Annotated in this window: 16 protein-coding genes; 8 read left to right on the top strand and 8 right to left on the bottom strand. The window is 59.0% G+C overall.

Annotated elements, in window-relative coordinates; all coding sequences use genetic code 11:
- Position 1 precedes the first annotated feature (1 nt).
- Both ACKLNI_RS11210 and ACKLNI_RS11205 read right to left on the bottom strand, forming a co-directional pair.
- Positions 2-601: a DedA family protein gene (locus ACKLNI_RS11210; protein ID WP_413719157.1), complete on the bottom strand. Its 600-nt coding sequence runs from the start codon at positions 599-601 to the stop codon at positions 2-4.
- Positions 598-939, bottom strand: coding sequence for a hypothetical protein (locus tag ACKLNI_RS11205; protein ID WP_413719156.1), 342 nt, complete (start codon positions 937-939; stop codon positions 598-600). The genes ACKLNI_RS11210 and ACKLNI_RS11205 overlap by 4 nt, the downstream gene beginning before the upstream one ends.
- A 68-nt stretch (positions 940-1,007) precedes the next feature.
- Here ACKLNI_RS11205 and ACKLNI_RS11200 point away from each other — a divergent pair, with 68 nt between their 5' ends.
- Genes ACKLNI_RS11200 through ACKLNI_RS11190 form a run of 3 tightly spaced genes read left to right on the top strand, consistent with a single transcriptional unit; the run spans position 1,008 to position 4,785 of the window.
- Positions 1,008-2,894, top strand: a complete 1,887-nt coding sequence (locus ACKLNI_RS11200; RefSeq protein WP_413719155.1) for an alpha-amylase family protein — start codon at positions 1,008-1,010, stop codon at positions 2,892-2,894.
- 22 nt (positions 2,895-2,916) lie between these two features.
- The gene (locus ACKLNI_RS11195; protein ID WP_413719154.1) at positions 2,917-3,765 is read left to right on the top strand and encodes a class I SAM-dependent methyltransferase; all 849 of its coding nucleotides are present in this window, start codon (positions 2,917-2,919) and stop codon (positions 3,763-3,765) included.
- A gap of 57 nt (positions 3,766-3,822) precedes the next feature.
- Positions 3,823-4,785, top strand: a complete 963-nt coding sequence (locus ACKLNI_RS11190; protein WP_413719153.1) for an acetyl-CoA carboxylase carboxyltransferase subunit alpha — start codon at positions 3,823-3,825, stop codon at positions 4,783-4,785.
- Here the strand turns inward: ACKLNI_RS11190 and ACKLNI_RS11185 are convergent, their stop codons facing one another.
- The 4 genes from ACKLNI_RS11185 to ACKLNI_RS11170 all read right to left on the bottom strand — a co-directional run bounded on the left by ACKLNI_RS11185 (position 4,786) and on the right by ACKLNI_RS11170 (position 8,637).
- Positions 4,786-6,678, bottom strand: a complete 1,893-nt coding sequence (locus tag ACKLNI_RS11185) for a cation:proton antiporter domain-containing protein (protein ID WP_413719152.1) — start codon at positions 6,676-6,678, stop codon at positions 4,786-4,788. It lies immediately after the preceding gene.
- A 210-nt stretch (positions 6,679-6,888) separates the two neighbouring features.
- A complete protein-coding gene (locus ACKLNI_RS11180) occupies positions 6,889-7,218 on the bottom strand; it encodes a hypothetical protein (protein WP_413719151.1) in 330 nt (109 codons plus the stop codon).
- Positions 7,219-7,439: 221 nt separating this feature from the next.
- Positions 7,440-8,348 carry an L-malyl-CoA/beta-methylmalyl-CoA lyase gene (locus tag ACKLNI_RS11175; protein ID WP_413719150.1) on the bottom strand — a complete coding sequence of 303 codons (909 nt, stop codon included), beginning with the start codon at positions 8,346-8,348 and terminating at the stop codon, positions 7,440-7,442.
- Complete coding sequence (locus ACKLNI_RS11170) at positions 8,269-8,637, bottom strand: hypothetical protein (protein WP_413719238.1); 369 nt, start codon at positions 8,635-8,637, stop codon at positions 8,269-8,271. The genes ACKLNI_RS11175 and ACKLNI_RS11170 overlap by 80 nt, the downstream gene beginning before the upstream one ends.
- Between ACKLNI_RS11170 and dgcN the strand changes: the two genes are divergently transcribed.
- The 4 genes from dgcN to ACKLNI_RS11150 all read left to right on the top strand — a co-directional run bounded on the left by dgcN (position 8,636) and on the right by ACKLNI_RS11150 (position 13,783).
- Positions 8,636-9,637, top strand: a complete 1,002-nt coding sequence (dgcN, locus tag ACKLNI_RS11165; RefSeq protein ID WP_413719149.1) for an N-acetyltransferase DgcN — start codon at positions 8,636-8,638, stop codon at positions 9,635-9,637. The genes ACKLNI_RS11170 and dgcN overlap by 2 nt on opposite strands.
- Before the next feature lie 92 nt (positions 9,638-9,729).
- On the top strand, positions 9,730-10,695 hold the full coding sequence (gene dgcA, locus ACKLNI_RS11160) for an N-acetyl-D-Glu racemase DgcA (protein ID WP_413719148.1): 966 nt from the start codon (positions 9,730-9,732) through the stop codon (positions 10,693-10,695).
- A gap of 3 nt (positions 10,696-10,698) precedes the next feature.
- Entirely contained in the window at positions 10,699-11,553 is an 855-nt protein-coding gene (locus ACKLNI_RS11155) for a D-amino-acid transaminase (protein ID WP_413719147.1), read from the top strand.
- Positions 11,554-11,635: 82 nt separating this feature from the next.
- On the top strand, positions 11,636-13,783 hold the full coding sequence (locus ACKLNI_RS11150) for an EAL domain-containing protein (protein WP_413719146.1): 2,148 nt from the start codon (positions 11,636-11,638) through the stop codon (positions 13,781-13,783).
- A gap of 21 nt (positions 13,784-13,804) precedes the next feature.
- Here ACKLNI_RS11150 and ACKLNI_RS11145 read toward each other — a convergent pair whose 3' ends face one another.
- Both ACKLNI_RS11145 and ACKLNI_RS11140 read right to left on the bottom strand, forming a co-directional pair.
- Positions 13,805-14,104, bottom strand: a complete 300-nt coding sequence (locus ACKLNI_RS11145; protein ID WP_413719145.1) for a DUF1244 domain-containing protein — start codon at positions 14,102-14,104, stop codon at positions 13,805-13,807.
- Positions 14,105-14,108: 4 nt separating this feature from the next.
- Positions 14,109-14,876: an N-formylglutamate amidohydrolase gene (locus ACKLNI_RS11140; RefSeq protein WP_413719144.1), complete on the bottom strand. Its 768-nt coding sequence runs from the start codon at positions 14,874-14,876 to the stop codon at positions 14,109-14,111.
- A 103-nt stretch (positions 14,877-14,979) separates the two neighbouring features.
- Between ACKLNI_RS11140 and pyk the strand changes: the two genes are divergently transcribed.
- Complete coding sequence (gene pyk, locus ACKLNI_RS11135; RefSeq protein WP_413719143.1) at positions 14,980-16,425, top strand: pyruvate kinase; 1,446 nt, start codon at positions 14,980-14,982, stop codon at positions 16,423-16,425.
- Positions 16,426-16,449 lie beyond the last annotated feature (24 nt).

Here is a 16,449-nt window from a genome sequence, read left to right as displayed (position 1 = left end):
CTCAGGGTTCCTTGCGGTGCTGGCGGGCGGAGCGGCGCAGCCATAACCCAGCACCAAGCGCCACAGCCAGCGCTGCCAGAAGTCCGGAAAGGCTGCCAAGGATGTCTGCGAGGAGCGTGATATTCCCCGCGAACAGGATGCCCAGACCCACGTAGATCAGAACCCAGACGGCTTCCCCCGCGATATCCGCAAGCAGGAACCGGGGCCAGTGAAGTCCCATCGCGCCGGCCGCAAAGTTCACATAAGGCCCAAGTGGACTGACCAGCCACCGGCTGTAGAACACCAGATGCGCGCCCTTGGCATTCAGTTCCTGTGATGCCGTCCGCAGGGCGGCGCCTCGCCCGGGCCGTTGCGCCATACGGTTCACCAGACCAGACCCGAACCTGCCCGCGCCGTACCCGACCTGATCGCCCAGTACGGCGCCGCCGAAGGCCGCCGCGGCAACCAGCGGCCCCGACAAATCACCGGCCGCGACAAAGCCTCCAGCCGCCAGCATCGCAAGCGACGCCGGCACGGGCAGGGCCAGGCAGCTCAGGAACGTGGTCAGCATCAGCGCCACGGTCCCATAGTCGGCCACCAGTGCAAGCAGCGTCTCGGTCAAGGCTCTTTGTCCCTGAAGTCTGCGATCGCGGCTTCCAGAACTTCTATGAGTTCCGCCGTCGGCACGCCTCGCTCGCGGGCTAGATCGTCCAGGCTCACCCGCGCGCGCTCCCCCTCTTCAAGACCAAGGGCGTCGGCGATGACAGGGCGCGGCACCTTCCAGGACATCGCCACATATCCCGGCGTCTGCCAGCCTTCGATCACGGCGTCGCGTCGCTCCGGGTCGGACCAGTAGATCGTGAAAAGCAGCAATCGGACCGCGAAGAACAGCGCGACAACGCAAGCGCCCGTGAAGATCAGAACGGACAGCTTGTTCTTATGCCAAAGGGTTCGCAACATGCTCGGACAATGGACAGTTGCAGAACGATCCGATACCTGACCGGTCGTCGCATCCCGAGGATTACCGAATGGCAATGAACGCCTTCGACTCCAAGCTTTTTGAACTTCGGTTCGAACGGAGCCGAAGAGATCTTTTCGACATGCTCGAGCGCCTTTACGGACGTCATCCGGACTATGTGGAGTTCCGGAACCGTCTCGAAGACACCATGCGCGCCGCCTGGTCACGCCGGCCGCGAGACCTCAAGTGGCTCGACCTGAAGCGCGACCTCGAACCCGACTGGTTTCAACGCCCCGACATGGTGGGCTACGTCTTCTACATCGACCGGTTTGCCGGCGATCTCTCCGGCGTGCTTTCGAAGCTCGACTATCTGGAAGAGATCGGCGCGAACTACGTCCACTTCATGCCTTGCCTGAAACCGCGGCCGGGAGACTCGGATGGCGGGTATTCGGTGATGGATTACCGGGCCATCAACCCGGCCTATGGCACCATGCGGGACTTCGAGAAGGTTGCGAAGGCTCTGCGCAATCGCGGTATCTCGCTCTGCGTGGATATGGTGCTGAACCACACGGCGCGTGAGCATGACTGGGCCAAGGCCGCGAGAGGTGGCGATACGGTCAAGCAGGACTATTACCTGATCTATGGCGACCGGACTCTTCCGGACGCCTACGAGAAGACACTGGTAGAGATTTTTCCCGACACCTCACCAGGCAGTTTCACCTTTGACGAGACACTGCAGAAATGGGTTTGGACCACGTTCAATACCCACCAGTGGGACCTCAACTGGGCCAACCCCCAGGTCTTCCTCGAAATCGTCGACATCATGTTCTACCTGGCCAACAAGGGCGTCGATGTCCTTCGGCTCGATGCAGTCGCATTCATGTGGAAGCGCATGGGCACGCGCTGTCAGTCCGAGCCGGAGGTCCACATGATCCTGCAGGCCCTCCGGGCCGCGTGCCATATCGTCTGTCCGGCGGTCATCCACCTGGAGGAGGCCATCGTAAGCCCGCAAGAGATGCTGCCCTATCTCGGACGCGGCGCGCATGACGGCAAGGAAGGCAACCTCGCCTATCATAACTCGCTGATGGTCCAGTTCTGGTCTGCGCTGGCGGCTCGCGACACGGCCCTCATGTCTCATGTCTTGCGGACGCATTTTCCTTCCGTTCTACGGAATGCGACCTATGCGACCTATATCCGCTGCCACGACGATATCGGCTGGGCGATAACGGAGCAGGACGCCGAGGCGGTTGGTGTGACCGGACCGGGGCACAGGAGCTTCCTGAGCGATTTTTACGAAGGTGTGTTCCCCGGCAGCTTTTCGCGCGGGGCCCTCTTTGGCGTGAATCCCGAGACCGGCGACAAGCGGATATCTGGCAGTTTTGCATCGCTCGCGGGCCTGGAAATAGCGCTCGCCGATGGGGATGCAGCGGCAACCGACAATGCCGTGGAACGGATAGTTATGGGGCACGTCCTGATCGCGGCCTACGGAGGGGTGCCGCTGATCTACATGGGCGATGAGATCGCCATGCTGAACGACTACGGCTATGTCGAAGATCCGGACCACGCCCATGACAGCCGTTGGCTTCACCGGCCACGCATGGACTGGGACACTGTCGAGCGCGTTCGACAAGGCAATGACGGCTCGCCCGAGGCGCGCGTCTGGCATGGTGTACGTCATGCAATGGCCCGGCGAAAGGCAACGCCCGAGTTGCACGCCGGTTATGTGATCCGTGTGCCCGAGTCGCCGGCCAAGGGCGTTTTCGCGCTCGTACACGAGGCGCCCACGGGGTCTCTTCTCTGTCTGTTCAATTTCACCGAAACGACTGTCGAGGTTCCCGGCGAATGGGCGCTCGCCGAGGGAATAAGCTCGTTCCATGATGCACTTTCCGACCACCCCGCCAAGCTGAAGGACGGAAATGTCGTGCTTGCTGCCTATGGGCGGGTATGGTTGCGGTAGGTCGAGGAAAGCGAGACGGGTGATGGACAAGGTTCTGAACTCCGACGAGGAACAATTCTGGTCGGGCCCCTCTGGACAAAGCTGGGTTACCTTTGAGGCCGAGCAGGATGCACTGTTGTCCGAGGTCCTTGACGCGGTCTTGCAGCGTGCCGGTCTGAAGTCCGGTGACGCGGTGATGGATATCGGATGTGGCACCGGCGCCTTGTCCGTGGCTGCGGCCGGGATCATTGGAGAAGGAGGACGAGGGTTGGCTGCCGATATCTCCGGTCCGATGCTGGCGCGCGCAGCCGAGCGGTTGCGGCATGCGCCCTGGTTTTCCACCCAGCTTGCCGATGCAGAGGCTGCTGATTGGAGTGGCGCCGGTTTTGATGCAGCCATTTCACGGTTTGGGGTCATGTTCTTCGGAAACCCTCCGCGGGCTTTCGCCAACATCGCCAAGGCTCTGCGGCCAGGGGGGCGGATGACCTTCGCGACATGGGCCCCCGTCGCGCGCAACCCGTATTGGCGCGATCCGGCGCGGATCGCGTCCGCCCGCCTTGGTGAAGTGCCGAAAGGAGAGCCGAACTCGCCGGGCCCCATGGGCATGGCCGATGTCGACTGGTCCATCCGGCAGTTGCGTGCGGCGGGACTGGCCGACGTGGCCTGCGAGGAAGTCACCGTCCACCTGCCGATCGAAGCCTCGCCGCAAAAGGCTGCCGAACTTGTCCTCGTCATTGGCCCCGCGGCCCGGGTGGTCCGGCTATATCAGGCATCGCCCGAGGACGCGGCGGCGATCCGCGACGATATCGCCCGCGACCTCGAACAATACCAAGACGGGAACGCAGTGCGCATTCCCGCGCTTCTTAACCTTTACACTGCCCGCGTGGTCTGATTCTTGCAGCCGTGGCCCGGGCAGGCCATATAGACGGCACGATCCGAAGGGACAGAGATGCAGAATTACCTCGAGTTCGAAAAGCCGCTGGCGGAAATCGAAGGCAAGGCCGAAGAACTTCGCGCCATGGCGCGGGCCAATTCCGAGATGGACGTCGAGAAAGAGGCCAAGGCGCTGGACAAGAAAGCCCAGCAGATTCTGAAGGACCTCTACAAGGACCTGACGCCCTGGCGGAAATGCCAGGTCGCCCGCCATCCCGACCGTCCGCACTGTCGCGATTATATCGAGGCGCTATTCACCGAATACACGCCCTTGGCCGGTGACAGGAACTTTGCTGACGACCACGCTGTTATGGGTGGCCTCGCGCGGCTGAACGATCGCGCCGTCATGGTCATCGGACACGAGAAGGGACAGGACACGCAGTCCCGTATCGAGCGGAACTTCGGAATGGCCCGGCCCGAAGGCTATCGAAAGGCCATCCGCCTGATGGATCTGGCTGACCGCTTCAATGTGCCGATCATCACCCTGATCGACACGCCCGGAGCCTACCCCGGCAAAGGCGCCGAAGAGCGCGGCCAGTCCGAGGCCATCGCCCGATCGACCGAGAAATGCCTCAAGGTCGGTGTGCCGCTCGTCAGCGTCGTGATCGGCGAGGGCGGATCGGGTGGGGCCGTGGCTTTCGCGACTGCAAACCGCGTCGCGATGCTGGAGCATTCGATCTACTCCGTGATCTCCCCGGAAGGCTGCGCGTCGATCCTGTGGAAGGACGCCGAGAAGATGCGCGAGGCGGCCGAAGCTCTGCGCCTGACGGCTCAGGATCTTCACAAACTGGGCGTGATCGACCGGATCATCGCGGAACCCGAGGGTGGGGCGCAACGCGACAGGAATGCGACCATCAAGGCGGTCGGTGTCGCGATAGACGACATGGTGTCCAAGCTCGCGGGCCTGTCTCGCGCCGACTTGATCCGGGAACGTCGCAAGAAGTTCCTGAACATGGGCTCCAAGGGACTGGCCGCCTGATCAGCTTTCGTCGGACGCAGGTTCGAAGCGATCGCGAATTGATTGCATCTCGCGGCCCAGTTCTTCCTGCCAGGGGCCTCGGATTTCCTTGACGGCGGCGATATAGGCCTCGTTTTCCAAAGGTGGAATGTTCAGGTCGAAAACGTCAGCGACCTCGATCATCGCTTTCCGGTCCATCCTGTTGAATGCCTCGGTCATCTCGTCCGCGGCATCGCGCGGGATGCCCAGCGTCTCGAAGACCGACCGTCCCATGCGCAGCGAGGAATCATAGGTTTCTCGAATGATGTCCCGGCACCCCACGGCCCACAGGTGATACACGTGGTGCCGTGTCCTTGCCCGCGCGACTACGTGCAGATGCGGGTAGGTCCGAATGGCGTATTCCGCCAGTTCCGTGATCTTGTGCTCATCGTCGATGGCGATCACGAGGACATTGGCCGACTCGATCCCTGCCGCATGCAGCAGGTCGGGCCGGGTCGCGTCGCCGTAGTAGACCCTGGCGTCGAACTTTCGCAAAGCATCGATCTGGGCCGACGAGTAATCGATGACCGTCGTCTTGTATCCGGCCGCCAGGAGCATCCTGTCGATGACCGTGCCGACCCGGCCATATCCTGCGATGATGACATGACCTTTTTCGTCGATCTCGTCGGCCTCGCGGGACTCGCCCTTTGCGAATTTCGGGGCAACCACGCGGTCGTACAGGATGAACAGGAGGGGCGTCAGCAACATGGACAGCGCAATAACGAGCAAGAGTTGATCCGCCACCGAAGATGGCATCACGGAATTCGCGACAGTGAACGACAACAGCACGAATCCGAATTCGCCGGCCTGAGCCAGTCCGAGTGTCAAAAGCCAGCGGTCGGTACCTCTCAGTCCAAAGACCGTTCCCAGCAGGAAAAGAACAGCGCCCTTCAGAGCAATCAGGCCCAGCGTCAGGGCAAGCGTCACGAACAGGCTGGACCAAAGCAGGGCAAAATCTATGCCGGCGCCGACCGTCATGAAGAACAGGCCCAGGAGCAGTCCGCGGAACGGATCTATGTCGGATTCCAGTTCGTGCCTGTACTCGCTGTTGGCCAGCACGACACCGGCAAGAAATGTGCCCAACGCGGGCGACAGGCCGACAAGCGACATCAGCAACGCGATGCCGACGACCATCATGAGAGCGGTCGCGGTAAACAACTCGCGCAATCCCGCAACCGAGATGAACCGAAAGATGGGCCGTGTCAGGAAGCTTCCGCCCAGAACCACCGCGGCAATGGCCGCGAGGGTGATAAGAGCCGTTTGCCAGCCATTGAGACCGTCGACGAGGCTGAGAGAGGCACCATGACCATCGCCGGCGCCATGCGCGGCCTCGGCACCATGGCCCGCCGCCTCGATCAATTCCGGCATGGCCAGCAATGGCACAAGCGCAAGGATGGGGATGACCGCGATGTCTTGCGTCAGAAGAATCGAAAAGCTCGATTGCCCGCCATCGCTCTTCATCAGTCCCTTCTCGTTCAGCGTCTGCAGCACGATCGCGGTTGACGACAGGGCAAGCACAAGACCTATGGCAAGTGAAATGCTCCAGCTCTGTCCGAGGACCATCGCGGCTCCCATGACCGCAAGTGTCGTCAGGGCGACCTGACCACCGCCCATCCCCAGAAGCTGACCGCGCATGGACCACAGGTGCTTCGGCTCCAGTTCCAGTCCGACAAGGAACAGCATCATCACGACGCCGAATTCGGCAAAATGCTGGATCGAGACGACATCGACGTGAAGCAGAGCAAGGATCGGACTTATGACGATACCCGCTATCAGGTAGCCAAGCACCGACCCCAGCCCCAGTCGCGTGGCAATCGGCACCGAGACGACCCCGGCAATCAGGAAAATGAAGGCAAGTAGCAGGAAATCTGTCATGTCGCGGCACCCCCATGCGTTTCGTCATGCTTGGAAGCTGCGACCAAAAGGTCAAGGGCAGGTGTCAGGTGTCGATCTGAGGCATTCTAGCAGAAACCTGAAGTTCAGATGAAATCAGGAATCGCGGAGTTTTCCGGTCGCGCTCTTTGGTGCGGCGCCCGACGCCCGGAACCGAATCTCAGGCGCCGGCAAAAACATGGAATCGTCGGTTCAGCCGTGACGGGCCGACAGGACGCGTGCGATCGATTGCTCGGTGGCGTCTTCCCCGTCATCCGTCTCGGCAGAGTGCCAGTCGTCTACCGGGAGCACGCTCCGAAGTTCGGAAGTGTTGCGAACGGGCGCTGACGCAGAAATCGGAGCTTCCGGGGCTTCGTCGTCCTCTTCGTCAAGACTGCCGTTGATCAGTGCTTCGCCGAAGTCGAGAAACGAATCCAGTTCGCCGATCTTTTCGTGAAGCGCTTCGATCTCGTTCTCAAGCTGTGCGATCGCATCGACATGATCCTGGCGGCGCTGCCGTGCGATATTCATCGCGTCTTTCATTCCCAATCTCCCGAGTTGCACGCGCACCGGCTGCGCGCCTCATCACCGGGATCGAAGTGACGCAGAACTGGGAAGATCCCACGGCAGCAATGCGGCAATGCTGTGGCGCGAGACGCCGCCCGCAGTGACGGCCATGCGGGCGCGCCGCACCACGTGCCATACAGCTTGCCATACACTTTGCAGACGGAATGCCGACCGATAGCCGACCGACCGGATCGGGGTTAGGAACCGGCGATCACTTCCGCCTGACGTACGATGACCTCGGCCTGCCGGACACTTGCGATATCGACCAAGCGGCCCTTGTAAACCGCAGCCCCCGCACCGGATTTCTGTGCTTCGTCCATGGCGGCAAGAATCTCGCGCGCCTCGGCCACGGCTTCGTCCGAAGGTGTGAAAACCTCATTCGCCAGAGCAACTTGCTTGGGATGAATGGCCCATTTTCCGACCATTCCCAGGGTCGCCGACCTAAGCGCCTGCGCCCGGAATCCGTCATCGTCCGAGAAGTCTCCGAACGGGCCATCGACGGGCAGAACGCCATGCGTGCGGCAGGCAGCCACGATTGCAGTTTGTGCCCAGTGCCACGGATCGGACCAGTACTTATGGCCCTCCCGGATCATGTAATAATTCTCCTGCGTCCCCCCGATCCCGGTCGTCTGCATTCCCATTGATGCGGCAAAATCAGCCGCGCCCAAGGACATAGCCTGCAGTCGGGGGCTTGCGGCGGCGATCTCTTCGACATGTGCAAGGCCGGCAGCGGTCTCGATGATGACCTCGAACGCAATAGGCTTCTTCCGGTTCTTCGCGGCCTCGACCGAGGTGACGAGCGCATCCACCGCATACAAATCGGACGCATTCCCGACTTTCGGGATCATGATCTGGTCCAACCGGTCCGATGCATTTTCCAGAAGGTCCACGACATCGCGATACCAGTAGGGTGTGTCCAGCCCGTTGATGCGAACCGAGAGATGCTTGTTACCCCAGTCGATGTCGCCAATTGCGTCAATGATGTTCTTGCGAGCATCCGGCTTGTCCGCGGGCGCAACTGAATCTTCAAGATCCAGGTTTATGACGTCCGCTGCGCTTGCCGCCATCTTCTCGAAAATTGCCGGTCGGGACCCCGGCCCAAACAATTGGCAGCGATTTGGTCGGGCGGGCGCAGGAGGTTGAAGGCGAAACGACATGCCGAGGTAACTTTCTTTCGCTATGGTTGCGTCTGTCGGTATATTGTTGCGCTGCGGCATTCAAGCCCTTTGTCTTCGCAGGCGCAGAGAGACTGGTCTCTGACTCGCTTTGGAAGAAAATTCGAAGAACTTTGGCTTTTTCAGGTGAATTCTTCAACTTTGATCTAATTTTAGGTGAACTTGCGAAGTCATGACCAACAGAAGCGTGAATCATTGCCAAAACTTTGGGAGTTCTCATGATTCGCACACCGTATCTTCTCTTCCTTGGCGACGCGCCCGACCAGTTGGCCGCCAAAGTCGCGCAAGGCATCAATGACTGGCGTCCCGAAAATGTCGTGGGCCAATTCCGTATGGAGGGCTGCAAGGCAGACGTCGGTGCCGTGAACATGTCGCTCGAAGAAGCCTGGGATAAAGGCGCCCGGACGCTTGTAATCGGTGTGGCCAACAGGGGCGGTGTGATCTCTAAATCCTGGCAGGCAGTACTGACACAGGCGCTGGAGATCGGCTACGATCTGGCAAGCGGGTTGCACAATCTCCTGCGCAACGAACCCGAGATCAATGCCATTGCCGCGCGTGAAGGTCGTGTACTTCACGACGTCCGGGTACCAACGATTGCCTATCCGATCGCCAATGGAAAGAAGCGAACGGGTAAGCGTTGTCTTGCCGTTGGCACCGATTGCTCGGTCGGCAAGATGTACACCGGCCTCGCGATGGATGCCGAGATGCAGAACCGCGGCCTGAAATCGACATTTCGCCCGACAGGGCAAACCGGGATCCTGATCACCGGACAGGGGATCCCCCTGGACGCGGTTGTTGCCGACTTCATGGCGGGCTCGGTTGAGTGGTTGACCCCCGATAATGACCCTGATCATTGGGACCACATCGAGGGACAGGGCAGTCTCTTCCACGTTTCGTTCTCCGGTGTCACGATGGCTCTGATCCATGGTGGTCAACCCGACGCGTTGATCCTCGCACATGAGCCGACACGAACTCACATGCGTGGTCTGCCCGACTACGCACTGCCTTCACTTGAGGCGTTGCGGGACATGGCTCTGCCGCTGGCTCGCATCGCCAATCCAGCTTGCGTTGTCGCGGGCATCTCCATCAATACCAAGGCATTGGGCGATGATGAGGCCGCGAGGCTTTGTGAAGAGGTTGAGGGTCGAATGGGGCTTCCGACGGTCGATCCGTTCCGACATGGTGCCGGACGTTTGGTTGACGCACTGCAGGCAGTATAGCTTCAGCATTCCAAATCGGACGATTCTTGGAGAAGCTTCGATTCTGTGATGCCAATTGCTTGCCATGCCTGCGGAATAGGTGATCTGCCCATATGGAATTCGACATTAAGCCTGAAAGGTTTCGACTTGCCGAAACCTTTACGATCTCCCGCGGTTCGCGCGATGCTGCCGAGGTTCTGACCCTTACGGCCATGGACGGCCCGTGTCGGGGGTTGGGCGAGTGCGTGCCGTACAAACGCTATGGCGAGACGATGGAGAGCGTATCGGCGCAGATTTCCGACTTGCCTCCGGTGATTTCTCGACTGCCATTGCAAGAACTGCTCGCGCCGGGTGCCGCGCGGAACGCGGTGGATTGTGCGCTTTGGGACCTGGAGGCGAAAAAATCCGGACGGCGTGTCTGGGAGCTTGCAGGGCTTGCCGAACCGGGGCCTGTAGTCACGGCTTTTACCCTATCGCTCGATACGCCCGAGCGCATGCGGCAGGCGGCTGCGCGTCATGCATTTCGACCGCTCTTGAAAATCAAGCTTGGCGGCGAGGGCGACATGGCGCGTCTGGAAGCCGTAAGGCAGGGCGCGCCGGACACCCGCATTGTCGTTGATGCCAACGAGGGTTGGACAGCAGAGGTCTATTCGGATCTCGCGCCGCACCTTGTCCGGTTGGGCGTCGCTCTCGTCGAACAACCTTTGCCCGCAGCGGCCGACGACCTGTTGGCCGAGATCGAAAGGCCACTCCCGGTTTGCGCCGACGAAAGCTGCCACGACCGGGCGACCCTTGCCTCGCTGAAGGGCAAGTATGACATGGTCAATATAAAGCTCGACAAGACTGGAGGCCTCACCGAAGCATTGGCGCTGCGCGAAGCGGCCCGCGATGCTGGGTTCGGAATCATGGTCGGTTGTATGGTCGGCACGTCGCTTGCGATGGCGCCTGCAATCCTCGTCGCGCAGGGCGCGGCCATCGTGGACCTTGACGGTCCGCTTCTTCTGGCCGAAGACCGCGACACGCCGCTTGAATACGACGCCGAGGGCCTACACCCGCCGCGTCCCGAACTTTGGGGATAGACCATGAGCCGCATCGTTTACGTGAACGGAGAATTCCTGCCCGAGGAAAAAGCGAAAGTTTCGGTATTCGATCGCGGCTTTCTATTTGCCGATGGCGTTTACGAGGTGACCAGCGTTCTCGGTGGCAAGCTCATTGACTTTGGCGGACATGCGAAGCGACTCGCGCGTTCTCTTGGTGAACTGGAGATGAATAGCCCGGTGACGGAGGACGAACTCCTTGAGATCCACAGAGAACTCGTAAAGCGAAACAACCTCGAAGACGGTCTGATCTATCTTCAGGTGACCCGCGGTGCCGCAGACCGCGACTTTGCCTATCCAGAAGGCGTCAAACCTACTCTGGTTCTCTTCACGCAGTCCAAGCCCGGTCTTGCCAACAGCCCGGTAGCTGAAGTTGGGTTGAAAGTGATTTCCATTCCCGACATTCGTTGGGGCCGCCGAGACATCAAGACAGTTCAGTTGCTCTATCCGTCGATGGGCAAGATGATGGCGAAAGCGGAAGGCAAGGACGATGCTTGGATGGTCGAAGATGGCGTCGTTACGGAAGGCACATCGAATAACGCCTACATCGTCAAGGATGGAAAGATCATCACACGCCACCTAGGCAACGAAATCCTCCACGGGATCACACGCGCCGCAGTTCTGCGCTTCGCAAGTGAAGCGCAGATGCACGTCGAGGAGCGCTCATTTTCGATCGAGGAGGCCAAAGCTGCCGACGAGGCCTTCATTACGTCGGCTTCGGCCTTCGTGATGCCGGTCGTTGAAATTGATAACGTGCCACTTGGTGATGGAAAGCCGGGAAGTGTTTCCCGCAGGCTTCGTGAGATTTACCTTGAAGAGAGTCGCAAGGTCGCGCTCTAGGGGCAGTTCGCGCTAAGACTCGGGTTTTGCGGCCCGTTAAGACTTGGTCGCTAGCGTCAGGTGGAATCCATGTTGGCGCGTCATGACCTTAGAAGAACTGCTTTTCTCATTCGCAAGGCTTGCTTGCGACCCGGTCGTGGTCTGGTACAGCGGGCCTCGGCATGGCGTTACGTGTCACGTTTGGTCAAACCCTGCCTTTGAGGCCGTGTTCGGGTACACTTTGGAGCAACGGAAGGGGAGGCCGGTTGATGCCCTGTTCGCGTTGGAAAGTGCGACGGGCTTTGCTCCACGGCCATTTCATTGCCGCAACCTTGGCGTAGATCATCTGACCAAGGAAACTCTTTGCCGCAGGAAGGACGGCTCGACGTTTCCGGCTTCCATCTCGATTACTCTCGTACCCGACGGTGACGATGGTGGATTTTTCTTTCTTGCGACATTCCGCGAAATGAACCGTTCAAAGATTGAAAGCGAAGACGGTGGTCAAAGGAGTTCGCAAATCATTTCGGAAGCAGAAGCTGTCCGCGCTCGTCTCTTGTTGGCGATCGACGCAATTCCAACGCCGATTGCAGTCTGGGACAGGGACTGGACGCTGGTTGTTTGCAACATCGCCTTTTCATCTCGTCTTCTCGCGTGTGAAGACAGAATAGAGATGGGTATCACGCTCGACGACTTTCTTGTGCGGGCGGCGCATTCGGGCCGGCTTGTAGATGCGATTGGGCGCGAAGATGAATGGGCGGCGGAAGCGTCTGCGGCGATAAGGTCGGGACCCATAGATGACATTACGCGATATACCGATGGCATCATACTTCGCGCCGTAAGCGCCAAAGCGCCTAACGGCGACACAATCGTATACAACGCCGATATTACTGAGTTTACCGCCCAGAAAAGAACTCTGGAAATCAGAAACGTCCAACTGGAACTTGCTCGGGCGGAAGCAGATATGCGAGCGCTTCATGACGATCTCACGTCACTTGGGAATAGGCGTTTCATCAGTGAAGGGCTGCATGAACTTCTGAGCGAGCAGAGACAATTGGGCGGTGAAATTGCGACCCTTGCAATTGATCTCGACCGGTTCAAGCAGATCAACGACACTCTGGGCCATGCTGCAGGTGACTTCGTTCTGGCGGCGGTGGCCGGGAGGTTGAGAAACACCATCGGATCCGGTGACCTTATCGCCCGCGTGGGAGGCGATGAATTCGTCATTTTGCGCAGGGTGACCGATTCCAGTCACGCGCCGGAGATCCTCGGTCAAGCCATCGTCGAGACGATGTCGCAACCGTTCCGTTTCGAAGATGCCGAATTGAGGCTGGGTGCGAGTGTCGGGATTGCATCGACGCCAATTTCTCCGGCCGAAGATCTGCTTACGAACGCCGATATCGCCCTCTACAAAGCCAAGTCGTCAGGGCGCAGCGCCGTTGTCACTTTTGACGAGCGTGATCTGGCGGACATGATGAACGCCAAGACGCTTTCAGATGAGTTACTTGGGGCGATAGAAAGAAAATCATTCGTTCCGTACTTCCAGCCTCAGATCGATGCCCTCACCGGAGAAATCGTCGGTGTCGAAGCGCTTGCTCGGTGGGATCATGCGTCCAGGGGCATCCTTTCGCCGGGAGAATTCTTGAAAGTCGCAACCGATCTGGCAGTGTTGGAAGACATAGACGAGATTATCTTTGAACGAGCCCTGGAACTATGCGGAAACGGTTTTCCAGTAGAGTGTTCCCCGAATCTGTCCTTCAACGTCAGTGAACAGAGGTTCCAATCGGCTTCGATCATCGAAGCGATCCGGCAAGCCAATGGATATCCGGGAACTATTTCAGTCGAATTGCTGGAAACGATCTTCTTTGAAGACCAGGGGGAAGCATTTCAGCTTCAGCTTGATGCTCTTCGCGACGCGGGCGTCGGTATAGAAATCGACGATTTCGGCAGCGGACGGGCGTCCATCATCGCGCTTGAGCAAATCTCGCCGGACCGTTTGAAGATCGACCGTCGACTGGTTCTCGCGGTGGCGGAATCCGAAAGGTCTCAGAAACTGATTAGGTCGATCGTTGATATCGGTCACGCGTTGGGGATCGGAGTTACCGCGGAAGGCGTCGAGTCGTTCGAGCAGGCGGCACGGCTTACCGAGCTGGGGTGCGATCGGCTACAAGGTTTCCTTTATGGTCGGCCGATGCCGTTTGATGAGTTCCGGTTTGTCTTTGAGCGGGCGTTTTCCAAACGGCGCGCAGTCTAGACAATCTGTCACCTCTTGCCGTTAGACATCCTTGTGGACTCTTTCAAAAGCATCGCGCTGTTCCTGAGTTGCCTCTGTTTGGTGGCGGGACTTCCATTCAGAATAGGGCATGCCGTAGTAGATTTCTCGCGCCTCATCCTTTGTTATTTCGATGCCACGCTCATTCGCGGCTTCCTGATACCAACGGCTCAGGCAGTTTCGGCAAAACCCTGTAAGGTTCATCATGTCGATGTTCTGAACATCCGAACGCTCTTCCATCAAATGCTTCCGCAATCTGCGAAATGCAGCTGCTTCGAGTTCGATCCGAGTCTGATCATCCATTCGCCTATCCTTTGCTTTCGGCCCTCTCGAGTGCCAACGGCAGCAGGCGTGCCAGCCTGTCGGCCCATTCAGTTTGCTGATCGTCTTCTTGTATCAGGTCGTTGCGAATTTCTATCAAGGTGTTGTGACGGCCCTCTGCAATGGCGTGCTTGTCAATGGTGTCCCCCTTGAGGTGACCTGAATACGGTTGGTTTGCACCAACGACCAACCCTGGTTCTTCACGCAAAAGATCGATCAGGGGATGCGAAAGCCGGGCATCATCGGCAAACAGAAGGCCGATGTGCCACGGCCTTGGCGGACGATGTCTGAATTGCGGTGTGAAGCTATGTACCGAGACAATAACCGTGTCCTCGCGTCGTCGTGCCATACTGGCCAGGGTCTCGTGATAGGGGCGATAACACAGGTTCAAACGGCGTGTTGTTTCGCTTGAGTCCACATGGCGATTGGCCGGTATGATGGTGCCATCGTAGAGGCGCATGACCAGCGTCGGGTCGTCCTCTCCGCGATTCGGATCAATGACGAGACGGGAAAAGTTTGAAAGCACCACAGGGGCCTCCAATTTTTCGGCCAGTCGGATCGATACACCGGCGGCACCAGGGTCGTAGGCAATGTGGCGCGCCATGTCCTCGTCCGCTATTCCAAGCGATCCGCCTCCTACACTTTCGGGCACTCGATTCGTTGCGTGATCGCATATCACGAGCCACCTCGAGTCGCGGGTCGCGCCCAAAACATGGACGGGTGACCAGCTAACGTGACGGCTTTCCCACTGCATGACTGCTCTCTATCTAGGTTGTGACGCAAGCGCCAGTTGTCACGCGCTAACATTTGCGGCAATAGAGGTCCCGAACCGTGTTCTGCTGGGAAGGAAGCTCACCATGCGACGTCAGCGCAATGTAAAGATTGTTGCAACGCTGGGGCCTGCGTCCAGTGACAAGGAAACGATTCGTGCCTTGTTCGAAGCAGGCGCTGATGTCTTTCGGTTGAACATGAGCCATGGCAGCCATTCAGAGATCGGTGAGCGCCACAGGATCATTCGCGAACTCGAGGGCGAGGTCGGTCGTTCAATCGGCATTCTCGCTGACCTGCAGGGTCCAAAGTTGCGGGTTGGTGTGTTCGGTGAGGGCGAAGCCGAGCTTGAAGTAGGGCAGGCCTTCCGGCTGGATCTCGACGATGCGCCTGGCGATGGATCGCGTGTGCAACTTCCCCATAAGGAGATTTTTGAAGCCCTTGAGCCGGGCGCACATCTTTTGGTGAACGATGGCAAGATTCGGTTGGTGGTCGATGGTTGCGGTGAAGACTTCGCAAATTGTACCGTCGAAGTGGGTGGAACCATTTCCAACCGGAAGGGCGTCAACGTGCCGGATGTTGTTCTTCCCTTGGCGGCCTTGTCTGAGAAGGACCGCAAGGATCTGGAATTCGTGTGCCGTCTTGGCGTCGATTGGCTCGCCTTGTCGTTCGTGCAGCGGGCTGCCGACGTCGCTGAGGCGCGAGAACTGGCCCAAGGCCGTGCCGCGATCCTATCCAAGATCGAAAAGCCGGCTGCGGTGAAGGCGTTCGACGAGATCCTCGCTGTGTCTGACGGCATCATGGTGGCACGTGGCGACTTGGGCGTCGAACTGCCTGTGCAGAATGTTCCTCCGATCCAGAAACGACTGGTGCGCAAGTGCCGGGCGGCGGCAAAGCCGGTAATCGTCGCTACGCAGATGCTCGAGTCGATGATCGAAAGCCCGATCCCAACACGGGCGGAAGTGTCCGATGTTGCGGCTGCAATTTACGAAGGTGCCGACGCAGTGATGCTGTCGGCTGAAAGCGCGGCAGGCAGCTATCCTGTCGAAGCGGTCGCGACGATGAACAACGTCGCTATTGAGGTCGAAAGCGATCCGACCTACCGCGAAGTGATCGAAGCCAGCAGGGGCGGGCTGAAGCAGTCGGTCGCTGATGGTATCGTTTCGGCGGCACGCGAAATTGCCGAGACCGCCGATATCAAAGTCATTTGTTGTTATTCGCAGTCCGGGCGTACAGCTAGTCTGGTCGCGCGAGAACGTCCCCGTGTCCCAATCATCGCGATGACGTCGCTGGTTGGAACGGCGCGGCGTCTTTCGCTGACTTGGGGACTGCATTGTGTGAACACGAGCGAACTCGATCGATTCAAGACCGCGGTGGTTAATGCTGCTCGTGCGGCGAGAAAGGACGGTTTCGCCCAAGCAACTGACCAACTCGTGGTGACTGCCGGTGTGCCTTTCGGACAATCTGGGACTACGAACATTCTTCGTGTTGCGCCCTGTGATGAACGCCTGATTCTCCCTTCAGATCCGGAATGAAGGCCATAGATTCGCCGGAATCTT

This window comes from Silicimonas lutimaris (genome assembly GCF_047314965.1).
Classification (GTDB): domain Bacteria; phylum Pseudomonadota; class Alphaproteobacteria; order Rhodobacterales; family Rhodobacteraceae; genus JAVJUV01.
The sequence above is the reverse complement of the archived record's forward strand: the minus strand, read 5'-3'. Positions and strand labels throughout refer to the sequence as shown.